Annotated in this window: 13 protein-coding genes; all 13 read left to right on the forward strand. The window is 74.6% G+C overall.

The features are described 5' to 3' along the window. Positions 1–1,509 precede the first annotated feature (1,509 nt). The 13 genes from OG453_RS40385 (at position 1,510) to OG453_RS40445 (ending at position 18,230) form a co-directional block, all read left to right on the forward strand. Positions 1,510–2,637 (forward strand): DUF4255 domain-containing protein, encoded by a 1,128-nt coding sequence (locus OG453_RS40385; protein ID WP_266873694.1) that lies wholly within the window; start codon positions 1,510–1,512, stop codon positions 2,635–2,637. Further along, positions 2,634–4,547: an ATP-binding protein gene (locus tag OG453_RS40390; protein WP_266873695.1), complete on the forward strand. Its 1,914-nt coding sequence runs from the start codon at positions 2,634–2,636 to the stop codon at positions 4,545–4,547. Before OG453_RS40385 ends, OG453_RS40390 begins: the two co-directional genes overlap by 4 nt. Then, the gene (locus OG453_RS40395; protein ID WP_266873696.1) at positions 4,544–4,783 is read left to right on the forward strand and encodes a hypothetical protein; all 240 of its coding nucleotides are present in this window, start codon (positions 4,544–4,546) and stop codon (positions 4,781–4,783) included. Before OG453_RS40390 ends, OG453_RS40395 begins: the two co-directional genes overlap by 4 nt. Then, positions 4,774–5,373, forward strand: coding sequence for a hypothetical protein (locus OG453_RS40400; protein ID WP_266873697.1), 600 nt, complete (start codon positions 4,774–4,776; stop codon positions 5,371–5,373). Before OG453_RS40395 ends, OG453_RS40400 begins: the two co-directional genes overlap by 10 nt. Positions 5,374–5,381: 8 nt before the next feature. Beyond that, the gene (locus tag OG453_RS40405; RefSeq protein ID WP_266873698.1) at positions 5,382–5,651 is read left to right on the forward strand and encodes a hypothetical protein; all 270 of its coding nucleotides are present in this window, start codon (positions 5,382–5,384) and stop codon (positions 5,649–5,651) included. Positions 5,652–5,653: 2 nt separating this feature from the next. Continuing rightward, positions 5,654–6,718, forward strand: coding sequence for a hypothetical protein (locus tag OG453_RS40410; protein WP_266873699.1), 1,065 nt, complete (start codon positions 5,654–5,656; stop codon positions 6,716–6,718). Positions 6,719–6,747: 29 nt separating this feature from the next. Further along, a complete protein-coding gene (locus OG453_RS40415; protein WP_266873700.1) occupies positions 6,748–7,239 on the forward strand; it encodes a phage baseplate assembly protein V in 492 nt (163 codons plus the stop codon). Then, complete coding sequence (locus tag OG453_RS40420) at positions 7,240–7,569, forward strand: hypothetical protein (protein ID WP_266873701.1); 330 nt, start codon at positions 7,240–7,242, stop codon at positions 7,567–7,569. It abuts the gene before it with no gap. After that, positions 7,566–7,937 (forward strand): hypothetical protein, encoded by a 372-nt coding sequence (locus OG453_RS40425; protein WP_266873702.1) that lies wholly within the window; start codon positions 7,566–7,568, stop codon positions 7,935–7,937. Before OG453_RS40420 ends, OG453_RS40425 begins: the two co-directional genes overlap by 4 nt. Before the next feature lie 5 nt (positions 7,938–7,942). Next, positions 7,943–10,405: a hypothetical protein gene (locus tag OG453_RS40430; RefSeq protein WP_266873703.1), complete on the forward strand. Its 2,463-nt coding sequence runs from the start codon at positions 7,943–7,945 to the stop codon at positions 10,403–10,405. A gap of 436 nt (positions 10,406–10,841) precedes the next feature. Further along, a complete protein-coding gene (locus OG453_RS40435; RefSeq protein WP_266873704.1) occupies positions 10,842–13,334 on the forward strand; it encodes a baseplate J/gp47 family protein in 2,493 nt (830 codons plus the stop codon). Between the two features lie 283 nt (positions 13,335–13,617). Further along, positions 13,618–15,699, forward strand: a complete 2,082-nt coding sequence (locus OG453_RS40440; RefSeq protein WP_266873705.1) for a hypothetical protein — start codon at positions 13,618–13,620, stop codon at positions 15,697–15,699. Further along, on the forward strand, positions 15,696–18,230 hold the full coding sequence (locus OG453_RS40445; RefSeq protein ID WP_266873706.1) for a DUF6519 domain-containing protein: 2,535 nt from the start codon (positions 15,696–15,698) through the stop codon (positions 18,228–18,230). Before OG453_RS40440 ends, OG453_RS40445 begins: the two co-directional genes overlap by 4 nt. Positions 18,231–18,287 lie beyond the last annotated feature (57 nt).

Raw genomic sequence — 18,287 nt, forward strand, 5'->3', positions numbered from 1 at the left:
GACCGGCACTGAGGCTCGGACGGGTTACGGGGCTGGGAGCGGAGACCGGGCGGGGAGCGGGGCTGAGGCGGGGGCAGGCGCTGGAGCAGGGACTGGAGCAGGGACTGGAGCAGGGGCAGGGCCTGGAGCAGGGACTCGGACTGAGACTGGGACTCGGACTCGGACTGAGACTCGGACTGAGACTGGGGCCCAGGGCAGCACTCAGCTCAGGACGGGTGACGGAATCGGGACCGGAGCCGCGACCGGTGACCGGGCAGGGACCGGAGCCAGGACCCAGGGCAGTACCCAGCTCGGGACAGATGGCGGAGCCGCGACCGGAGCCAGCACCCGAAGCAGTACTCAGCTCGCGACGGATGGCGGAGCCGCGACCGGAGCCACGACCGGTGACCGGGCAGGGACCGGAGCCAGGACCCAGGGCAGTACCCAGCTCGGGACCGATGGCGGAAACGGATCCGCAGCCGCGCCCCGGACCAGCACTCAGCCCGGGACAGATGACGGAGCCGGGGCCGCTGCCGGGAGCAGGCCCGAGCCCAGGACCGCCGATGAAGGGACCAGCGCCGGGGCCAAGTCCGAACCTGGGACCAGTGCCGGAGCCAGGTCCGCACCCAGGACGGGAGCCGGGAGTAGGCCCGACCCCGGGACCGCCGCCGGAAACAGGCCCGAGCCCAGGACGGGACATGAAGTGACCGGTGCCGGGGCCATATCCGAACCCAGGACCGGAGCCGGAAGCAGGCCCGCCCCCGGGGCCGCTGCCGGGAGGAGGTCCGAATCCGGGAGCGCTGCTGAAGCCGGGGCCGACGGCCGCGCCGTGGCAGGTGCCGACACCGGGGGCCATGCGTCTGGCCGTCCCGGCCGTTCAGTCGCCCGCACCATGGCAGAGGCCAACACCGGAGGCCATGCGTCTGGCGGTCCCCGCCATTCGGGCACCCGCACCGTGGCAGGGACCGACGCCGGGGGCGATACGTCTGGCGGCCCCGACCGTTCAGTCGCCCGCACCGTGGCAGGGGCCAACACCGGGGGCGATACGCCTGGCGGCCCCGACCGTTCAGTCGCCCGCGCCATGGCAGAGGCCAACACCGGGAGCCATGCGTCTGGCGGCCCCGGCCGATCGGGCGGCACCAGTAGCCCAGGCAAGCCGAACGGCACCGCTAGCCCCGGCGAGGCCCTCAAGCCGGGTGGCTCAGAGGATCCCCTCGGCCATTTCGGAGTCCTCGCTCGGGCGGCCTCTGCCGGCCGCGCGGCGGGGCGTAGTGGTGCGGGTGCCTCGTTGTTCGGGGCCGCGGGCCGTGCCCCGTTCCCCCCGACTTCTCCCGAGGGATCGCCTCGCGCGGGCGAACCGGCAGTGTCGCATTCCGCCCACGTATCCGACCACGCGGCCGCGGGCCAAGTCCCCGATGTCCATATCGGGCAGATCACCGTCGTAGCCCCGGCGGCCCCCGCAGGACCCTCCCCCGACCCTCTCGCCTCCCTGGCCGACCGTCGGCAGGGCCGGTCCCGGCACGGTGGGTCATGGTGACGCCGGCCAACGCGTTCATGGCCGTCGACGAGACGCTCAAGCGGCTCACCGACGCCGGGTTCGTCGATGCCGGGATCAGTGTCAAGCCCTCCGTCACCGTCGGGCCGCTGGACCGGGACGAGCCCGGGCCCCGGTTGAACTGGTTTCTGTACCGGGTCTCCCCCAATCCCGCGTTCCGTTCCATGGAGCACCCGGGTGCCGGCAGCCGTACCTCCATGGGTGCTCCGCCGCTCGCCCTGCAACTCCACTATCTGCTCAGCGCGTACGGGGCGACGCCGACCACCGGCGGCGACTCCGAGCAGATCATTCACACCTCGCTCGCCGCCGTGATGCGCCGGCTGCACGAGAGTCCCATCGTCGGCGCCGGGTCTCCGTTCTTGCCGGATCCCGAGCCTGTTCTCGTGGAGCCCCTGCGCATCACGCTGGAGGAGTTCGACCTGGAGAACTACTCGAAGCTCTGGACTGCCTCCACCAAACCGCTGCGGCTGTCCGTGGCGTACACCGTGAGTCTGGTCGTCATCGAGCCGCGGCGTACATACACGGAAGGGCCACCGGTGTCCGCCGTGCGCACGCTCTCCGTCACCTCCACGGGGCCTCGGCTCGACGCGCCGAGGCCCGACCGGATCGGCGGTGACGAGACGACATCCGTGCGCGTCGAAGGGGCCGTTCCCAGCGATCTCTTCCTCCTCTCGGCCGAGCCGGGCGATCCGGCGGGGCACGGTCCGCTCGGATGGCCGATGGTGGTGGTCGGGCAGGATCGGGAAGTCTTCACGCTGCGGTTGCCCAGGCATGATCTGGTGCCCGCCGTACGTGAGTTGGTGGTGCACAGGCGCACCGACGGGCTGTCCGTGAGCCGTGGGCGTGTCGCGCTCGCCGTTGCACCGGTCGTCGTATCGGTGCCCGGGGACGGGCAGTTGACCGTGGGCGACCGGGTCACCCTGACGACCGCGCACTGCGCCCCGGGCACCGAGCTCTTCTTCGACGGGGTCGCGGTCCCCGTCGTGGCGGTCACTCCCACCTCGGTGACCTTCGACGTGCCGGACCTGCCCGGTCGTCCGGTCGTCTCGCTGCGCTGTCGGCGTCTGGCGGGCCGGCCCCGCGCGGTGGAGGTGCGGTCATGAACGAGGCCGCCGCCCCCGTACCCGCCCCCGACTCCGCACTCGCTTCCGCGCTCGACGCGCTGTGCTGTGCGCTCGGCGGCTACCTCGGCCGGTTGCGAGCGGTGTGGGGGCCGGCCTCCGAAGGCACGGACCTCCAGAGTCTTTTCGGAACCGTCGGCGCTCCGCCACCCGCTGACGAGGCGGCGCGGCGGCACTTCGACACCCACCTCGCGGGCGTCGTGGCCTCCGCGACGAGCGACGAGCCGTACGCCCGGCTGTGCGCCGCACTCGACCTCGATCCCGTCGAGCGGCTGACCACCGCGGCCGTCTGGTGGGCGGAGACCGACCCGCAGTTCGGCGTGCTCCTCGGCTGCGGGCACGACGACGGTGCCCAGCGCCACGCCTCCGCCGCGCTGCTTCGCCTCGCGCTGCTGCCGTTCGGCGCGGCGCCTCCGCCCTCCTGGGAGCCCGCCGATCCGCTGGTCCGGCTCGGTGTCCTCGTCCCTGGGGCGGGCCCCCAGGGTCCGCTCGCCCTCACGGCGACGGCTCGTCGGCTCCTCGCGGGGCTCACGCTCCCCGGTGCCGCGCCGCGCCCGAGTGACGGCACTGCCAGCAACGCTCGCGTCGCCGCGCTGCTCGGTGGCGGCGCCGTCCTCCTGCGCGGCGCCGGAGACCTCACCGGGATCGCGTACGAGGCTGCAACAGAGATCGGCCAACTGCCCTTCGACGCACGTGAGTTGAGCGACCCCGAGGTGCGTCTCGCCGCGCGCTTCGGCGGGTACGTTCCCGTGCTGCCCGCCGACCGGCTGCCCGCGCTCGCCTGGACGCCCGGCGACGGCCCGCTGATCGCGTGCGGCAGCGCCGATTCCGATCCCTGCGGCGCCCAAGTGGTGTCTGTGCCGCGGCGTTCCCCGGCGGATCGCGCCGCGGTGTGGGAGACGGCCCTCGGCGCTGCCGGGCTCGGGCCCGAGGAGGCGCGCGCGCAGGGGCGACGGCTCGGCGCCCGGCTGACCCTGGACGGCCCGCAGGCCGGCGTCGCCCTGGCGCAGGCGCGCACGGAGGCGGCAGCGGCCGGACGGGAATGGACCGTGGACGACGTGTGGCGGGCCGCGCGGAACCTGCCGCGCCATGAACTGGGGCGCCTGGCCGACCTGTTGACGCCCTGCTTCGTCCTGGACGACCTGGTCGTGGCGCCCGATGTGCGGGCCCAGCTCGACGAGGTGATCGCCCATGTCGCCCTGCAGGACGTGGTCCTGGACGAGTGGGGCTTCCGCGGACGGCTGCCGCGCGGTCAGGGCGTGGCGGTGCTCCTGTCGGGGCCGCCGGGCACCGGGAAGACGATGGCGGCCGAGGCGCTGGCGAACGGGCTCGGCCAGGACCTGTTCCGGATCGATCTGTCGGCGGTCGTCTCCAAGTACATCGGCGAGACCGAGAAGAACCTGGCGCGCGCCTTCGACGACGCGGAGCGCTGCGGCGCCCTGCTGTTCTTCGACGAGTGCGACGCGCTGTTCGGCAAGCGCACGGAACAGCGTGACGCCCACGACCGCTGGGCCAACCTGGAGGTCAACTACCTGCTGCAGCGCGTGGAGACCTTCACGGGCCTTGTGGTCCTTGCGACGAACAAACAGCAGGCCCTCGACGAGGCGTTCCTGCGGCGACTGCGCTTCTCGATCCGCTTCGAGGTGCCGGACCGGGCGCTGCGCCGCGAGTTGTGGCGGCGCGCGTTCCCCAAGGGCACGCCGTGCGACGGCCTGGACGTGGACGCCCTGGCACGGCGGGAACTCGCGGGCGGCTCTGTGCAGAACGCGGCGCTCGCCGCCGCGTTCCTCGCCGCGGCGGACGGCGGCCGGGTGCGGCCCGCGCATCTCACCCACGCGCTGCGGCGCGAATACGACAAGCTCGGCAAGGTCTGGGCGGAGGAGACGGCATGACCGATCGCCCCAACTGTCCCATCAATCCCAACGGTCCCATCAAACCCAACAGTCCTACCAGTCCCGACGGCCCGCACCACATCACCGTGGAAGTCCCGGCGGCCCCCGATCCCTTTCTGCTGCGGCCGTTGATCGCCGCCCGGCTCGCGGGCCGCCCCGTTCCCGACGGCCCGGAGGCCACCGTCGCCGAGGCCGTCGCCGCGCACGTACGGCGGGAGGCGGGGGCATGGCGCTGACCAAGGGGATGCTGCTGTCGTACGCCGACCCACTGCTCGGGCTCGTCCCGGTGATCGTGTCGTTCCAGTACAACCCGGTGAACGTCACGCGCGTCCTGACCGGCCCCGCAGCGGCGAGCGGGGGCGTCGCGGCGCAGCCCGCCAGGGAGACGTACGCGCTGAAACTCGAACTGGACGCCACCGACGGCCTGGAGAAGGAAGGCGCCATCACGATGGCGTTCGGCATCGCCCCGCGCCTGGCGGCGATCGAGATGCTGATGCAGCCGGTCGGCGGCCAGATCCTGCCGCGCCCTCCCGGGGCGGCCAAGGGCACGGCGATCCCGGCGGGGCGGCTGCCGCTCGCGCTGTTCGTGTGGGGTCCGGGGCGGATCACGCCGGTCACGCTGAAGTCGCTGACGATCCAGGAGACCGCGTTCGACAGCGCGCTCAACCCGGTGCACGCCACCGCGGACCTGGGACTCACCGTTCTCCTGAGGGCCGAACTCCCCAAGGACGACCGGCTCGCACGGCTGGCCGCCGACTTCTACCAGGGGCTTCGCGAGGTCAAGGCCGTGCTCCAGCTGCCGCAGATGTCCGAGCTGGGCGGGTGAGCGGCGGCATGGATCCCACGTCCCGTTACGCCCGGCAGTCGCCGCTGACCGTGACGCTGCCCGACGGCACCGTACGCACCATGTCGGCACCGCGGACCGTGCCCGCGCCGCCGCCCGGAGGGCAGGTGCTGACGGCCCCCGGTGCTCGCCTGGACCTGATGGCGGCGGAACTCATCGGCGACTCCACGCAGTGGTGGCGCATCGCGGACGCCAATCCGTTCGCCGACGCCACCCGCCTGGAGACCCCCGGTGTCGCCGTCGACCTGCCGGGAGGCTGACCGTGGCGACCACCCGGATGCTCCTGGAGATCGACGGCACGGAAGCCGACCGTGACACGCTGGACGCGCTGATCGAGGTACGCGCCGAGGAGGCCACCGACGAAGCGGACGCCGCGATGGTCACGATGCGCGTCGACCCGGACGCGAGCGGCGGCTGGCCGAGCCTCCTCGATCCGCTCGTGACGCCGCGTACGCCGCTTGCCGTGCGCCTCGAACGGGACGGCAGGAGCTACCGGTTCGACGGCTACTCCGCACGGGCCGTGTGGGACCTGGACGCCGAGGGGCGCTCCACGCTCACCGTCCTCGCGATCGACCGCAGCCTGGACCTCGACCGGGAGGAGAAGGCCGTCGCCTGGCCCGGGCAGCGGGACAGCGCGATGGCCGAGACCATCTTCACCGAGCACAAACTGCGCGCGGAGGTCACGTCGACCCCGGCCGGGTTCGACCCGGACGTGCACACCGTGATGCAGCGGGGCACGGACTGGTCCTTCGTACGCGAACTGGCCGTCAAATGGGGGTACGTGGCGTATCTGGAGGCCGACGACAGCGGACAGGTGACCGGCCACTTCCACCCGCCCGCGCCGCTCGCCGAGCCCCAGGGCGAGCTGGCGCTCGGCTTCGGCGGGGACGCCCACCGGGCTCAGATACGGGTCGACCTCCTTGCCGGTCGGCGGGTGATCGCCCGGCGGACGCCGCCCCTCGCGGCCGCCGCCGTCACCGCGGACGCCGCGGGTGACGACGAGGCGATGGCCGAGGTGTCCCTCGCGGCCCGGGCGACCGAGCTGCTCGCGCCGCAGGACGCGGCCGGAGAAGTGGACGTGCGGCAGGCGGCCACCGGGCGGGCGCAGCACAGCGCCTACGGCGTGACGCTCACCGCGGCCGTGGACACCGACCGGACCGGGCTGCTGCTGCGGGCCCGGCGCACGGTCCTGGTGCGGGGCCTGGGTCCGGTCCTGTCCGGCGGCTATCTGGTGGACCGGGTGCGGCACGTCGTGACGCTGGAGGCCCACCGGCAGGAGGTGACCCTGCGGCGCAACGCCCTGGGCGCCACGGGGTTCGGCCTGTGAGGGCCGGGATGAGGGAGGGGGGGACGGCCATGACGGACCGGTTCCACGGCCGGTACATCGGCACGGTCACCGACAACGAGGACCCCAAGAACCTGTGCCGGGTACGGGTCCAGGTGCCCGAGGTGCTCGGCGATGCCACGTCCGGCTGGTGCCTGCCCAGTTCGCCGTTCGCGGGGCCCGGGGTCGGCTTCGCCGCCGTGCCGCCCGTCAAGAGCCTGGTCTTCGTCGAATGGCCCGCGGGCGATGTGAGCCGGGTGCCCGTGTGGTCGGGCGCGGTGTGGGCGGACGGCGGCGGGGTGCCGGGCGCAGGGCCGGACGTGGTGCTGCTGATCACGCCGGGCGGCCACAAGGTCGAGCTGATCGACGAGCCTTCGGGCGACCGGGCGCTGCGGCTCACCGCGGCGTCGGGAGCGGTCATCCGGATGGACGCGAACGGCATCACGGCCGAGTTCAAGCAGCAGAAGATCGAGGTGACGTCGTCGAAGATCTCCTTCAACGGCGGTTCCCTGGAGGTGAGTTGAGTGCCCGGTCAGCTGCTCCACGAGGGGATCACCATCGTCTGCCCGCACGGCGGCAGCGGCCGACTGACGCCGTCGTCGACGCTCCTGGTGGGCGGCAAGAAGGTGGCGGTGGTGGGCGACCCGACCACCATCAGCGGCTGCGCCTTCAACATCGGCGGCACCCCCTCCCCCTGCCTGCGCGTCGAGTGGCAGCGGCCCGCGACGAAGGTGAAGACGGGCGGCAAGGCGGTGCTCCTGTCGGATTCGGTGGCCCTCTGCGTCAACGCGGGCGGGGCGCCGCAGGGCACCGCCCAGGTCAGCGGCTTCCAGACGAAGGTGAAGGCGATATGAGCGCGGCGGCCGAACATCCGCTGCGGCTGACGTCCGCGCGCCGCCTCGCGGTCACCGACGAGGCGGGCCATCTGGCGGATCTCGTACGTCTGGTGCTGCTTACCGGCGCCACCGAGCGGCTGCACCGGCCGGGCTTCGGCCCCGGCCTCGGCGCCTCGGCACTCTTCGAGCCGCTGCCCCAACTCCTGGACGGGCTCCTGGAGATGCGGACGAAGGGCGCCCTGGAGCGGGAGCTGGCCGGCCGCGTCCTCGTGGACCGGATCACGGTGACGCGGCTCGGCGAGGCCACGCTGGAGGTCACCGTCGACTACCGGCCGCAGCGCCCGCCGGGACCGGCGGCGAGCGTCTCGGCACGGCTGGAGGCCTGACGGCGATGACCGAGGAACCGCTGCTCCCCGCCTGTCCCCCGCTGCACCGCCCGGCCCGGCTGCGCGCCCCGGGGGCCGCGGCGCACGGGCTGCGGGCGGCGGGCGCGCGGCCGGTGCCGGGCGGATCGGCGGTCGACGTGTGGCTGTACGCGGACCCGCCCGCCGCGCTCGCGGACCCGCGCCGCTGGGAGCTGCGGCCGCCGGCCGGCGGGCGGCGGGCCGAGGTGGCGGGCGCGCAGGTGGTGGCCGCGCCGCAACCGCACATTGAGCTGCGGATCAACGGGCAGGCGGATGCGGGGCGGCACCTCCTGTCCGTCTTCCCCGAGCGGCCCGCCGACGGAGCGCATCCCGCGCTTCCGCCGCTGCCGTTCGATCCGCTGCGGGTGCGGCTGCCCGTGCGGCTGCGTACGGAGTGCCCGGATCCCGGGGCGTGTTCGACGCCGGATGAGGCCGTGGCGCCGGTGGATCCTTCGCCGGTGCACGACTATCTGGCCCGGGACTGGCGGTCGTTGCGTGCGGCCCTCGTGGAGTTCCTGCGCCGGGATGACCCGACGGCGGATCTGTCGCCCGCCGACCCGGTGATCACGGTCCTTGAACTCTGCGCGCACATGGGCGACTTGATGCACTATCAGCTGGACCGGGTGGCCACCGAGGCCTATCTGGAGACGGCGAGGCTGCGCACGTCCGTGCGCCGCCATGCCCACCTGGTCGACTACGAGGTGCCCGAGTCGGCCGCGGCGCGCACACTCGTCCTGCTCCAGGCCGATCCGAGCAGCGGCACGGTCCAAGTGGTGCGCGGGGACACGGCGGTGGCCGATGAGGGCGCCGGGCTCGGCTTCGTCCTGGAGGAGGGCCGTTCGGTCCATCCGGGGCTCGGCGAGATCGCCCTCTACGACTGGGGCGAGGACCTGTGCCGGCTGCCCGCGGGCGCCACCGAATGCATCCTGGTGCGCCCCAGGCCCAGCAGTGCGCAGGGCGCGCCCTGGCTGACCGCCGGGGACCGCCTGGTCTTCGAGGTCGTCGATCCGGAGGACATCGCCCGGCACCGCGACTGGGCGGCGCGGGTGCTGGGGACGGACTGGCCCGCCGTCGGCGCGGACGGGCGGCCGCGGTTCCGTGAGCCGCTGCCCAGCCGGCGCGCGGCCGCGGTCACGCTCACCGAGGTCGCCGAGTTCCACGATCCGCTGGCCGCTGCGGGGCTGCCCCTGTACCGGGTGCGCTGGGCCGCTGCGGACGCACTGCCGCGGGCGTATCCGGCGTCGGTGGACACGGGCGCGGGCGGCGCGGAGGTGACGGTGGCGCGCGGCAACGCCGTGCCCGCGCACCACGGCCGTCTGGTGGGCGGTCCCGGGGTGCTGCGGCCGGCGGAGGGCGGCGTGCCCGGCGCGTACATGCTGAACTCCGCGGGGATGCCCGGCCGTGGCGGAGCGGGCGTGGCCCTGCGGCCCTCCGGCGTGCCGTACCGCATGGAGGTCCGCGCCGCGCTGCCGTCCGGACCGCGGGTCGAGGTCGCCCTGGTGCGGGCGCTGCTCGATGTGACCTCGCCCGGTCGGCTCGCCTGCGTCCTGGAGTTCGAGGACCACGAGCCGCCCCTGCTGCGCTTCCGCACCGGCGCGGTGGGGCTCCTGCCGCCGCTGGCCGGCGGGGTCGCGGCGCGGTACGAGACCGGGGGCGGCGCGGTGGGCAACGTACCGGCGAACGCGCTGCGCCTCCTTGAGCACGACACCGCGGCGGCGCAGGGCTTCGACGCGCCGCCGGTGTGGCGGACGGTGTCCTCGCTCGTGGCCCGCAACCCGCTGCCCGCCACGGGCGGCAGGGACGCGGCTCCACTGGATGTGGTGCGCCGGGACGCGCCCGAGGCGTTCGCGGTCGCCCCGCGCCGGGCGGTGACCACCGCCGATCACGCGGTGGCGGCCGCCCGTGCGCCGGGCGTGCAGGGTGCGGCTGCCGAGCGCGGCACATCGGGCTCCTGGCCGCTGATCCGTACGGTCGTCGACCTGCTCGACGCCCCGGACGCGGCGGCCGACCGGGCGGCCCGACTCGCTTCTCTGGGCGTGCTGTTGGAGGACGTCCGCATGCTGGGGACCGAGGCGACGGTCGCCGAGGGCGCGCCGGTCGGTCTCCTCATCGCCCTGCGGCTGTGCGCGCTGCCCGGCAACGACCCCGAGGCCGTCCGGCGGGCGGCGCTGCGGGCCCTGCGCCCCGGCAGCGCGGCGCGGCCTGGCCTCTTCCACCCCTCCCGCCTCGAACTGGGCAAACCGGTGTACGTCTCCGCGGCGCTGGCCGCCGTCGCCGCGGTCCCCGGCGTCGACGCGGTCGAGCTGCTCGAAGCGCGCCACCTCGGCGAAGCTCCCGGCACGGTGCACGAGGTGATCCGCGTGGGGGCGGCCGAGATCCCCGTGCTCGACGACGATCCCGCACGGCCGGAGCGCGGCCGTCTCGACATCAGCGTGCGGGGCGGGACATGAGCGGGGACGGCGGCGGACGCCGCGGGGCGGCACACGGACCGGTCGCCGCACAGTGCCCACGGCACCCGGCCGAGACGGCCCGCCCCGACGAAAGCGCTGCGCGAGGTGAACTCATGAACGGGGACGGCGGCAGCCGGAGCGCGAAGACGCACGGATCGGTCGCCGCACAGCATCCACCTCCCCGGGCCGACACGGCCCACCCCGACGAAAACGCTGCGCGAGGTGAACTCATGAACGGGGACAGCTGCGGACGCCGCGAGGCAGCGCGCAGGACACTCGCCGCACAGCACCCACGGCACCCACGGCACCCACGGCACCCGGCCGACACCGCCCGCCCTGACGAGAGCACCGCGCGAGGTCACTCATGAGCTGTATCCCCGGCCGCCCGTGCGGCGAGCACCCGCCCACGCTTCAACCTCCCACGCCTGCCCCGGGGTTGCCCCGGCCCGACCGCGCGATCGGCACCTTCCACGACTTCCTGGCCGCCCTGATCCGGGACGTGGAACAGAGCAGGCCCGCGCCGGGGGCGCCGGTGCTCGGGCGGGACTGGGACATCGAGGGGGATCCCGCCGCGCTGCCGCTGGCCCGGCTGTGGGCGTACGTCGCCGACGGGGTGGCCGCCTACACCTCGCTCACCACCGCCGAGGCCTTCATCGGCACCGCGGCCGACTGGCGTGACCTGCGGCGCATCGCCGCCTTGGTGGGGTTCCGGCCACGGCCCCGGGTGGCCGCGCGCGGCTGGGCCGTCGCGCTCACCGACCGGGGCGCATCACCGCTGGTGCCCGCAGGGACACGGCTGCAGTCGCCCGCCGTGCCCGGCCGGGACGCGCAGACCTTCGAGGTCGAAGGGGACACCCAACTGCGGGCGGACTGGGCCGGGTTGACGGTGACTCCGGTGCCACGGCCCGCGCTGCCGACGGGGCGGTCGATGCGGTTCCTGCGCGAGCCGGGGTTCCGGCCCGGTGACCGGGTGCTGTTCGTGGCCGAACGGGGAGCGGAGGTGCCGGTGTTGCCGACCGGCTTCGACTGGTTCGACTACTGGCTGTGGCTGCTGCGGCTGCTCGGTCTGGCGCAGACCCCGCGGAGCCGGCCCGTGGCGGTGGCCGTGGTGGAGGAGCGTGCGGAGGATCTCGGCACGGTCGTCGTCACCTTCGACCGCGACCTCGAGGAACTGCTGAGCCCGGAGACGACGCCGTTCGCCGCCTACCGGGTCCTCGCCACCGCGGGCGGCGCGCGGCGCCTCACCGATCTGGTGCATCTGTCGGCGACCGGGAGCGCGACCAATGTGCCGCTGGGGGACCAGTTCTACGACAAGCCGGGCGACGTTCCGCTCTCCGCCCGTCATCTCGTCCTCGACACGGCTCTGGAGGAACTGTCCGCGCAGCGCACGGTCGCGCTCGTCGACTGGCAGTCGGACGCCTGCGACATCCTGCGGGCCGACCGCCACACCCCGGTCGACTGGCGGGCCGCGCCCGGCACCCGCACCCGGGCGTCCCGTCTGGAGTTCGCGGCCGACGTGGCCACGCTGCGCGGCGCGCAGGTCACGGGGCGGCCTGTGACCGCCTACGTCGTGGACCGCCGGGTGGTGGCCCGCACCCATGAGATCCCCGACCGGATCGGCACCCAAGGGCCCGCGCGCGTGCGGGTGTTCCCCGCACCGGGCCCGGTCCCCTCCCGTATCGCCGTGCGAACGGGCCCTGCTGACACCGACTGGCGGGTGTACGCCTGCACGGCAGCGGCCGATCAGGAGGCGCCGGAGGAGCAGGTCCCCGAAGGGCCGTCCGCCGACCCGCCGCTCCCCGGCGGCCTGGTCCTCGACCTCACCGTCGCGGCAGGCGACCCGGTGCGCGGCGCCCCGCTCGGCCGCGCCCCCGCGTCGGCGAACCTCCTCGCCTTCCGGCACGGCAGCACCGAGTCCGGCACGCTGGGCAGCGGCGACGCCGCGCTGCCGGGGCAGGAGTTGGCGGTGGCCAGGCCGCCGGTGGCCCATGACGTCGCGGCAGACGGCGGCATCGTCTCCAGCCTGGAGGTGCGGGTCGGCGGAGTGCGTTGGCAGGAACTTCCCTCGCTGTTCGGGGCGGGCGACGCGGAGGCCTACGTCAGCCTCCTGGACGCCGATGGATCGGTGCGCGTCCGCTTCGGCGACGGCACGTCCGGGGCACGGCTGCCCACCGGGCGCGGCAACGTCACCTCCACGCACCGCACGGGCGGCGGTACGGCGGGCGAGGTGCCGTCCGGGGCGATCGACACGCTGCTCGGCCGGGTGCCGGGGGTGACGGGGGTGCGCGGTGCGGGGCCCACCAGCGGGGGCGCCGACCAGGACGACGAGCGGCGCATCGCCCGCCTCGCGCCGGGCCGGGCCCGGGCGTTCGGCCGCGCGGTCTCCCGTGCCGACCTGGCCGATCTGGCGCTCGCCTTCCCTGGCGTCAGCCACGCCACCGCCTGGCGCGGAGCGGGGCCGCCGGGCTGCCCCTGCGGAGGCACGGGCGAACATGTCGCCTTCCTGCGGCTCGCGGCGGACGGGCGGCCGAAGGCCCCGGCGGAGGACGAACTGCGGGCGCTCGCCGCGTTCCTCGACACCGGGCGCGATGTGACGGTGCCGCTGTGCGTCACGGCGGCGGTGGTGCGCGGCATCCCCTTGTCCTGTGGCATATCCGTGGATCCGCGCCGCGTACCCGCCGAGGTGACCACTGCCGTACGGGCCGCGCTCACGGCACGCGGCGGACCGCTGGACCCGCTGGAGCGTCCGCTCGGCCGCGCCCTTGACCGCTCCGACGTACTGGCCGTGGTCCATGGGGTGCCGGGCGTGCTCGGCGTGGCCGGACCGGTCCTGCAGGTCGGCACACAGTCCCCGGCACGCCTCCTCGCCGAACGGCACGAACTCGTCGTACCGGCAGAGGAGTTCACGATCAGGGTGGAGCAGCCATGACGCGAACCCCGGCCGCGCCCGGAGACGGACCCGATGGAGCGCCGACTGCCATCGGTGCTACGCGACGCCCCGGTCCACAGCACCCCGCAGCCACTCACCGCGCACCTCGAACTCCCCACGCCCTGCCCCAGACCCCGGCCACCCGAGGAGACGGACCCGATGGAACGCCCGCTGCCATCGGCACTGCAGGACGCGCCGGACCACAGCACCCCGCACCCACCCACCGCCCACCACGAACTCCCCACGCCCTGCCCCACACATCAACAACCCCGGTGAAACACCCATGACCCAGACCCCGCCACCCCCGAACACGGACCAGATCGCACGCCTGCTGCCATCAGCGCTCCGGGACGCGGCCGAACCCGGTGGCCCGCGGCTTCTCGACGCGCTCCTCGCGGGTGTGGACCGGCAGCGGATGCTGCTCGTCGATGACATCCGGCGGGCGTACGACGACCTGTTCATCGACAGCTGCGCCGACTGGGCGGTGCCCTACATCGGCGCGCTCCTCGGCCTTGGCCCGGACGCCGAGCGGCTCGAGGTCGCCCACGCGGTGGCGCTGCGGCGCCGCAAGGGCACTCCGGCCGCCCTGGAGGACTTCGCGTTCGCCGTGACGGGACTGATCGCGCGGGTGGGCGAGGGCTGGCAGACGACGCTGTGGGCGCAGCGCCTCGGCCATCCGCCGCCGCCCCGGACGGCGTCGCTCGACCTGCGGGACCGGGCGTCGCTGAGGCGGCTCGGTACGCCCTTCGAGCGGAGCAGGCGCGGGGTGCGCCCGGCGGGGCCGTGGACGCCGCGGGCCGTGACCGCTGTCGTCTGGCCTTGGTCCGTACGGCAGTTGGTGGACACGGAGGCGGCGCCGTTCGACCAGTCGACGCTCAAGGGCCGCTTCGCGCTGCATCCGCTGGGCATTGCCGCGCCCCTGTATCTGCGGCCCCGCGAGGCGCGGGTCGCCTCCGAGGGCGCGGACCCGGTCAACCGGACGGGCGACGAGGCGGACGCCCCGACGCGGGCGACGTACCGCGTCCTGGAGGCGCTCGCCGGGCCCGGGGACATCACGTACGGCGAGTCGCTGACGCTGAGCGCGGATCATCCCCTGGCCACGCCGCCCGGCGCGGAGCCGCCGCTGATCGCGCTGTCCACCAAGGAGGGGCCCGTCTCGTGGGAGCGACTCCGGTTCGGGAGCGTGCCGGCCACCGGTACCGTCACCGCCCCGCCCGCGGAAACCCAGGTGCTCGTCGACGCGCAGCGCGGGTTCGTGCAGCTCGGCAGCGAGCTCAACGGGCCGGTGCGGGCGACCTGGTACCGGGCCGTGCCTGGCCGGGTGGGCGCGCTCGCCGCCCTCACGGACGCCGCCCCGGCGGCGCGCGTGGTGGTCGAGGTGTCGACGGCCGGCGGCCCCGGCATCGCGACGAACCTCACCGACGCCTTCCAGCTGGCCGAGGCCCGCAGCGCCGGGCTCGCACCCGAGGAGTCCGTCGCCGGGGCACCCGACGTGGAGATCCGGCTGCTCGCCGGTGACCGCCTCGCCGCGCCGCCGGCGCAGTCCTTCACCCCGCGGCTGCCCCATTGGCGGATCGTCGCCCCTCCCCTGGTCACCCCGGTGGTCGTCGGCGACCTCGGCATCGACCTCGCCGGGGCGCACATCAGCCTGGAGGGCTTCTTCCTGAAGGGCTCGCTGACCGCCGGGGAGCATCTCGCCGGGCTGCACCTCGAAGGGCTCACGATGGATCCGGGCGCGGGCGGGCTGCGGACCCACCGCGACGCCTGGGAGCTTGCGCTCTCCGCCACGCGCTGCGTGCTCGGCCCGGTCCGTGCCGAACTGTCCGCGCGCCCCGTCGAGTTGACCGAGTGCGTGGTCGACGGCCGACTGCGCCGATTCCGCGCCTGCGGCCCGGCGGACCAGGGCGTGCCGACGGACGCGGTCGGCCCGGTGAACCGTTTCGGGCCGGTGCTGCACGCCGACTCGGTCACGTTCGCGGGTCCGGTCCGGGTGGACGCCGTCGACGCCCGCGACTGCGTCTTCGCCGACGGCGTGGACGTCGTACAACAGCAGGAAGGCTGCATCCGGACCAGCTACCTCGGGCCCGAACTCTCCACCCCGGCCCGGCATCCGGCGACGTATCGCTCCCGCACCGCACCGGCCCCCGCCTTCGTCTCCGACGCGTTCGAGTCGTCCGGCTACTACTGCCTGGAGCTGGAGCCCGAGCATCCGCTCCTTGCCGCCGCGGGCGACGGCGGCGAGGTGGGCGCGTACCACCGCACCCGGCGCGCGTCCCGGATCCGCCGGCTCCGCCGCCGGATCGGCGAATTCACCCCTCTCGGCCTCACCGCCGAGGTGTCCGTCGCGCCCTGGGAGGAACGATGACCGGCGACTACACCAAGGTCCCGCTGCGGGACGCCGAGCGCTGGACCGGTGCGCGGATGCAGCAGGGCCGGGTCCTCCTGGACCACGAGTGGAATCTCAATCTCGACGCGGCGGCGCGTGCCGCGGCCGACGCGGTGCGCGATGTGGTGGGGCCTTCGGGCGGGGTGCCCGATGGCAGCCCGGCGTTCCAGGTCGGTTTCGTCCAGAACCCGATACCCGCGCTGCGCCAGGTCACCGTCCAAGCCGGGCGGATCTGGGCGGACGGACTGTGCGCGTTCGCGCCCGCCCCGTTCAGCTACTTCTCCCAGGAGACCCCGCCGGGCATTCCGGGCGTCGGGCGGGCCGTGGTCTTCCTCGATGTGTTCAGCGAGCACGTCCAGCCCGCCGAGGACTGGGCGGAGATCGCCGATCCCGCCCTTGAGCCGCTGGACGCGAGTGCCCGCACCCGGGTCGGCTACCGGCTGCGGGTCGTGCCCACCGTGGCGGGGTCCGCCCGGGCGGCGTTGGATGCCCTCGCCTTCCCTCGGCTCTCCACCGGGCGCCTGAGCGTCACGCGGGCCGACTCCGAGGTGACCCCTGACCCTTGTGATCCGCCGGGCGATCCGCTCGGCCTGCTGCCCGACGGGATGCTGCGCGTGGAGGTCCTGGACGGCGGCACCGCGGCCACCGCCCGGTTCGTCTGGGCGGCCGACAACGGAGCGGCCACCGCCCGGGTCAAGGCCTTCAGCGGCACCCAGGTGACCCTGGCCGCCGCACCCGCGGTGAAGTTCGCACAGCAGGACCTGGTGGAGGTCGGCCGGCGCAGCCGGCGCGCGGACCGGGCGCCGCACGGCGAGCTGTACTCCATCGCCTCCGTCACGCCGGACGTGGCGGGGGACGTCCTGGTGCTCAACCGCCCCGTGTCCGCCACTGGCGGTGCGACGGGCCTGGTGGTCCGCCGCTGGGACGGTCAGTCCGTGGGTGCGGCGAACCAGGTCACGGCGCTCGTCCGCGGCGTCGACCTGGGCCTGCGGTTCAGCGCGGGCACCGGGAGCTATCTGTCCGGCGACTGGTGGGGCGCGCGGCTGCGCCCGGCGTCGGCGGACGGCGTGGAGCGGCTCTCGGCGGCACCGCCGGACGGCACGCCGCACACCGCGCTGCCGCTCGCCCTGGTCGACTTCGACGCGCAGACGGTCATCGAGGACGGCCGCCCCAAGTTCCCCCAGCTGACCCGGCTGCCCCGGGGCACCTGCACGGTCACCGCGTTCCCCGGCGAGGATCTGCAGTCGGCGGTGGATCTGCTGCCGTCGACCGGCGGTGAACTGTGCCTGGCGGCGGGCCGGTTCGTCATCGACCAGCCGATCCGGGTGACCGGACGCCACCGGGTCGTCGTCACCGGCGTCGGCTCCGCGACCGTGCTCGCCCCGACCAAGGACAAGTGCGCGCTGTTCTTCGAGGGCTGTACGGAGGTAGAGGTCTCCCGGCTGCGGGCGGAGGGCGCGCCGACCACCACCGAACACCTCGACGGCGCGCTGACCTTCACCGGCTGCACCAAGGTCCGGGTGCGCGACTGCGACGTGGCGTGCGCGGACACCGCGGGGGACGACCGTTCGGCGGCCTGCCTCACCTTCCGCGGGCCGTTCGGCGCCGGCGTCGTGCCCGAAGTGGCCTTCGAGGACAACCGGTTGGAGGTGGGGGTGCGCCAGATCGGGATCCTCGTCCTCGACGCGAACTCCGCGCTCGTCAGCCGCAATCGCATCCAGTACGTCCCCACGTCGACGCCGATCAGGATCTCCCCCGTAGTGATCGCATCGGAACTGGCCCGCATCGCCGCCGACCCCAGCGCGACCCGCTACGGCCTCCAGCTGACGCAGATCCGGGCGGGCCTGCAGGCCGAGGTCGCCGCGCTGATGGCCCGCACTCCGGGGCTCACCCTGGGCCCGGCCCGGCGCAGCGTGGCCTCGACCCGGGTCAACGCGACGCCGCGCGAACGGCTGCACACCCTTGTCGCGGCCGGCACCGCCGCCCAGTTGGGCGGTGCGCTGCAGGGCATCGTCCTGGCCGGGCACACCCTGGCCACCGCCCGTGTCACCGACAATGTCGTCGAGGGGGTGGCGCAGGGCATCCACATCGGCACCGCGCGCGGCCCCGCCGCCGGGCAGGTGATGATCTCCGGCAATGTGATCCAGGTCGGTCTGCCCGCGGTCTACAACCGGGCCCGGCACGCGGTGTTCGTCGCCGACGCCTCGCGGCTCGCGATCCTGGGCACCGTCGCGGACCTGGCCCGGCGCGGCGCCCTGGAGAACTCCCCCACCGACGCCATCCTCGTCCACGGCAGGCGCGGCGCACGCCTCGTCGTCCGCGACTCCAGCCTCACCCGGTTCACCACCGGCGTGCGCGTCGTCCCCCTCTCGGAACGCCCCGCGCTCGGCAACCGTCTCTGGCGCGTCAGCGAGACGGCGGCGGAGGGTGCCACCACGGCCCTGGTGGCGCCGGACCTCGCCCTGACGGAGCAGGAACGCAACGTGGCGATGCCCCTGTTCCAGGCTTAGGCGCGCGCCTTGACGGGGCCACCGATTCCGCAGTACGCCTTAAGGGCTCCGGTAATG

The sequence above is a fragment of the Streptomyces sp. NBC_01381 genome (assembly GCF_026340305.1).
GTDB lineage: Bacteria > Actinomycetota > Actinomycetes > Streptomycetales > Streptomycetaceae > Streptomyces.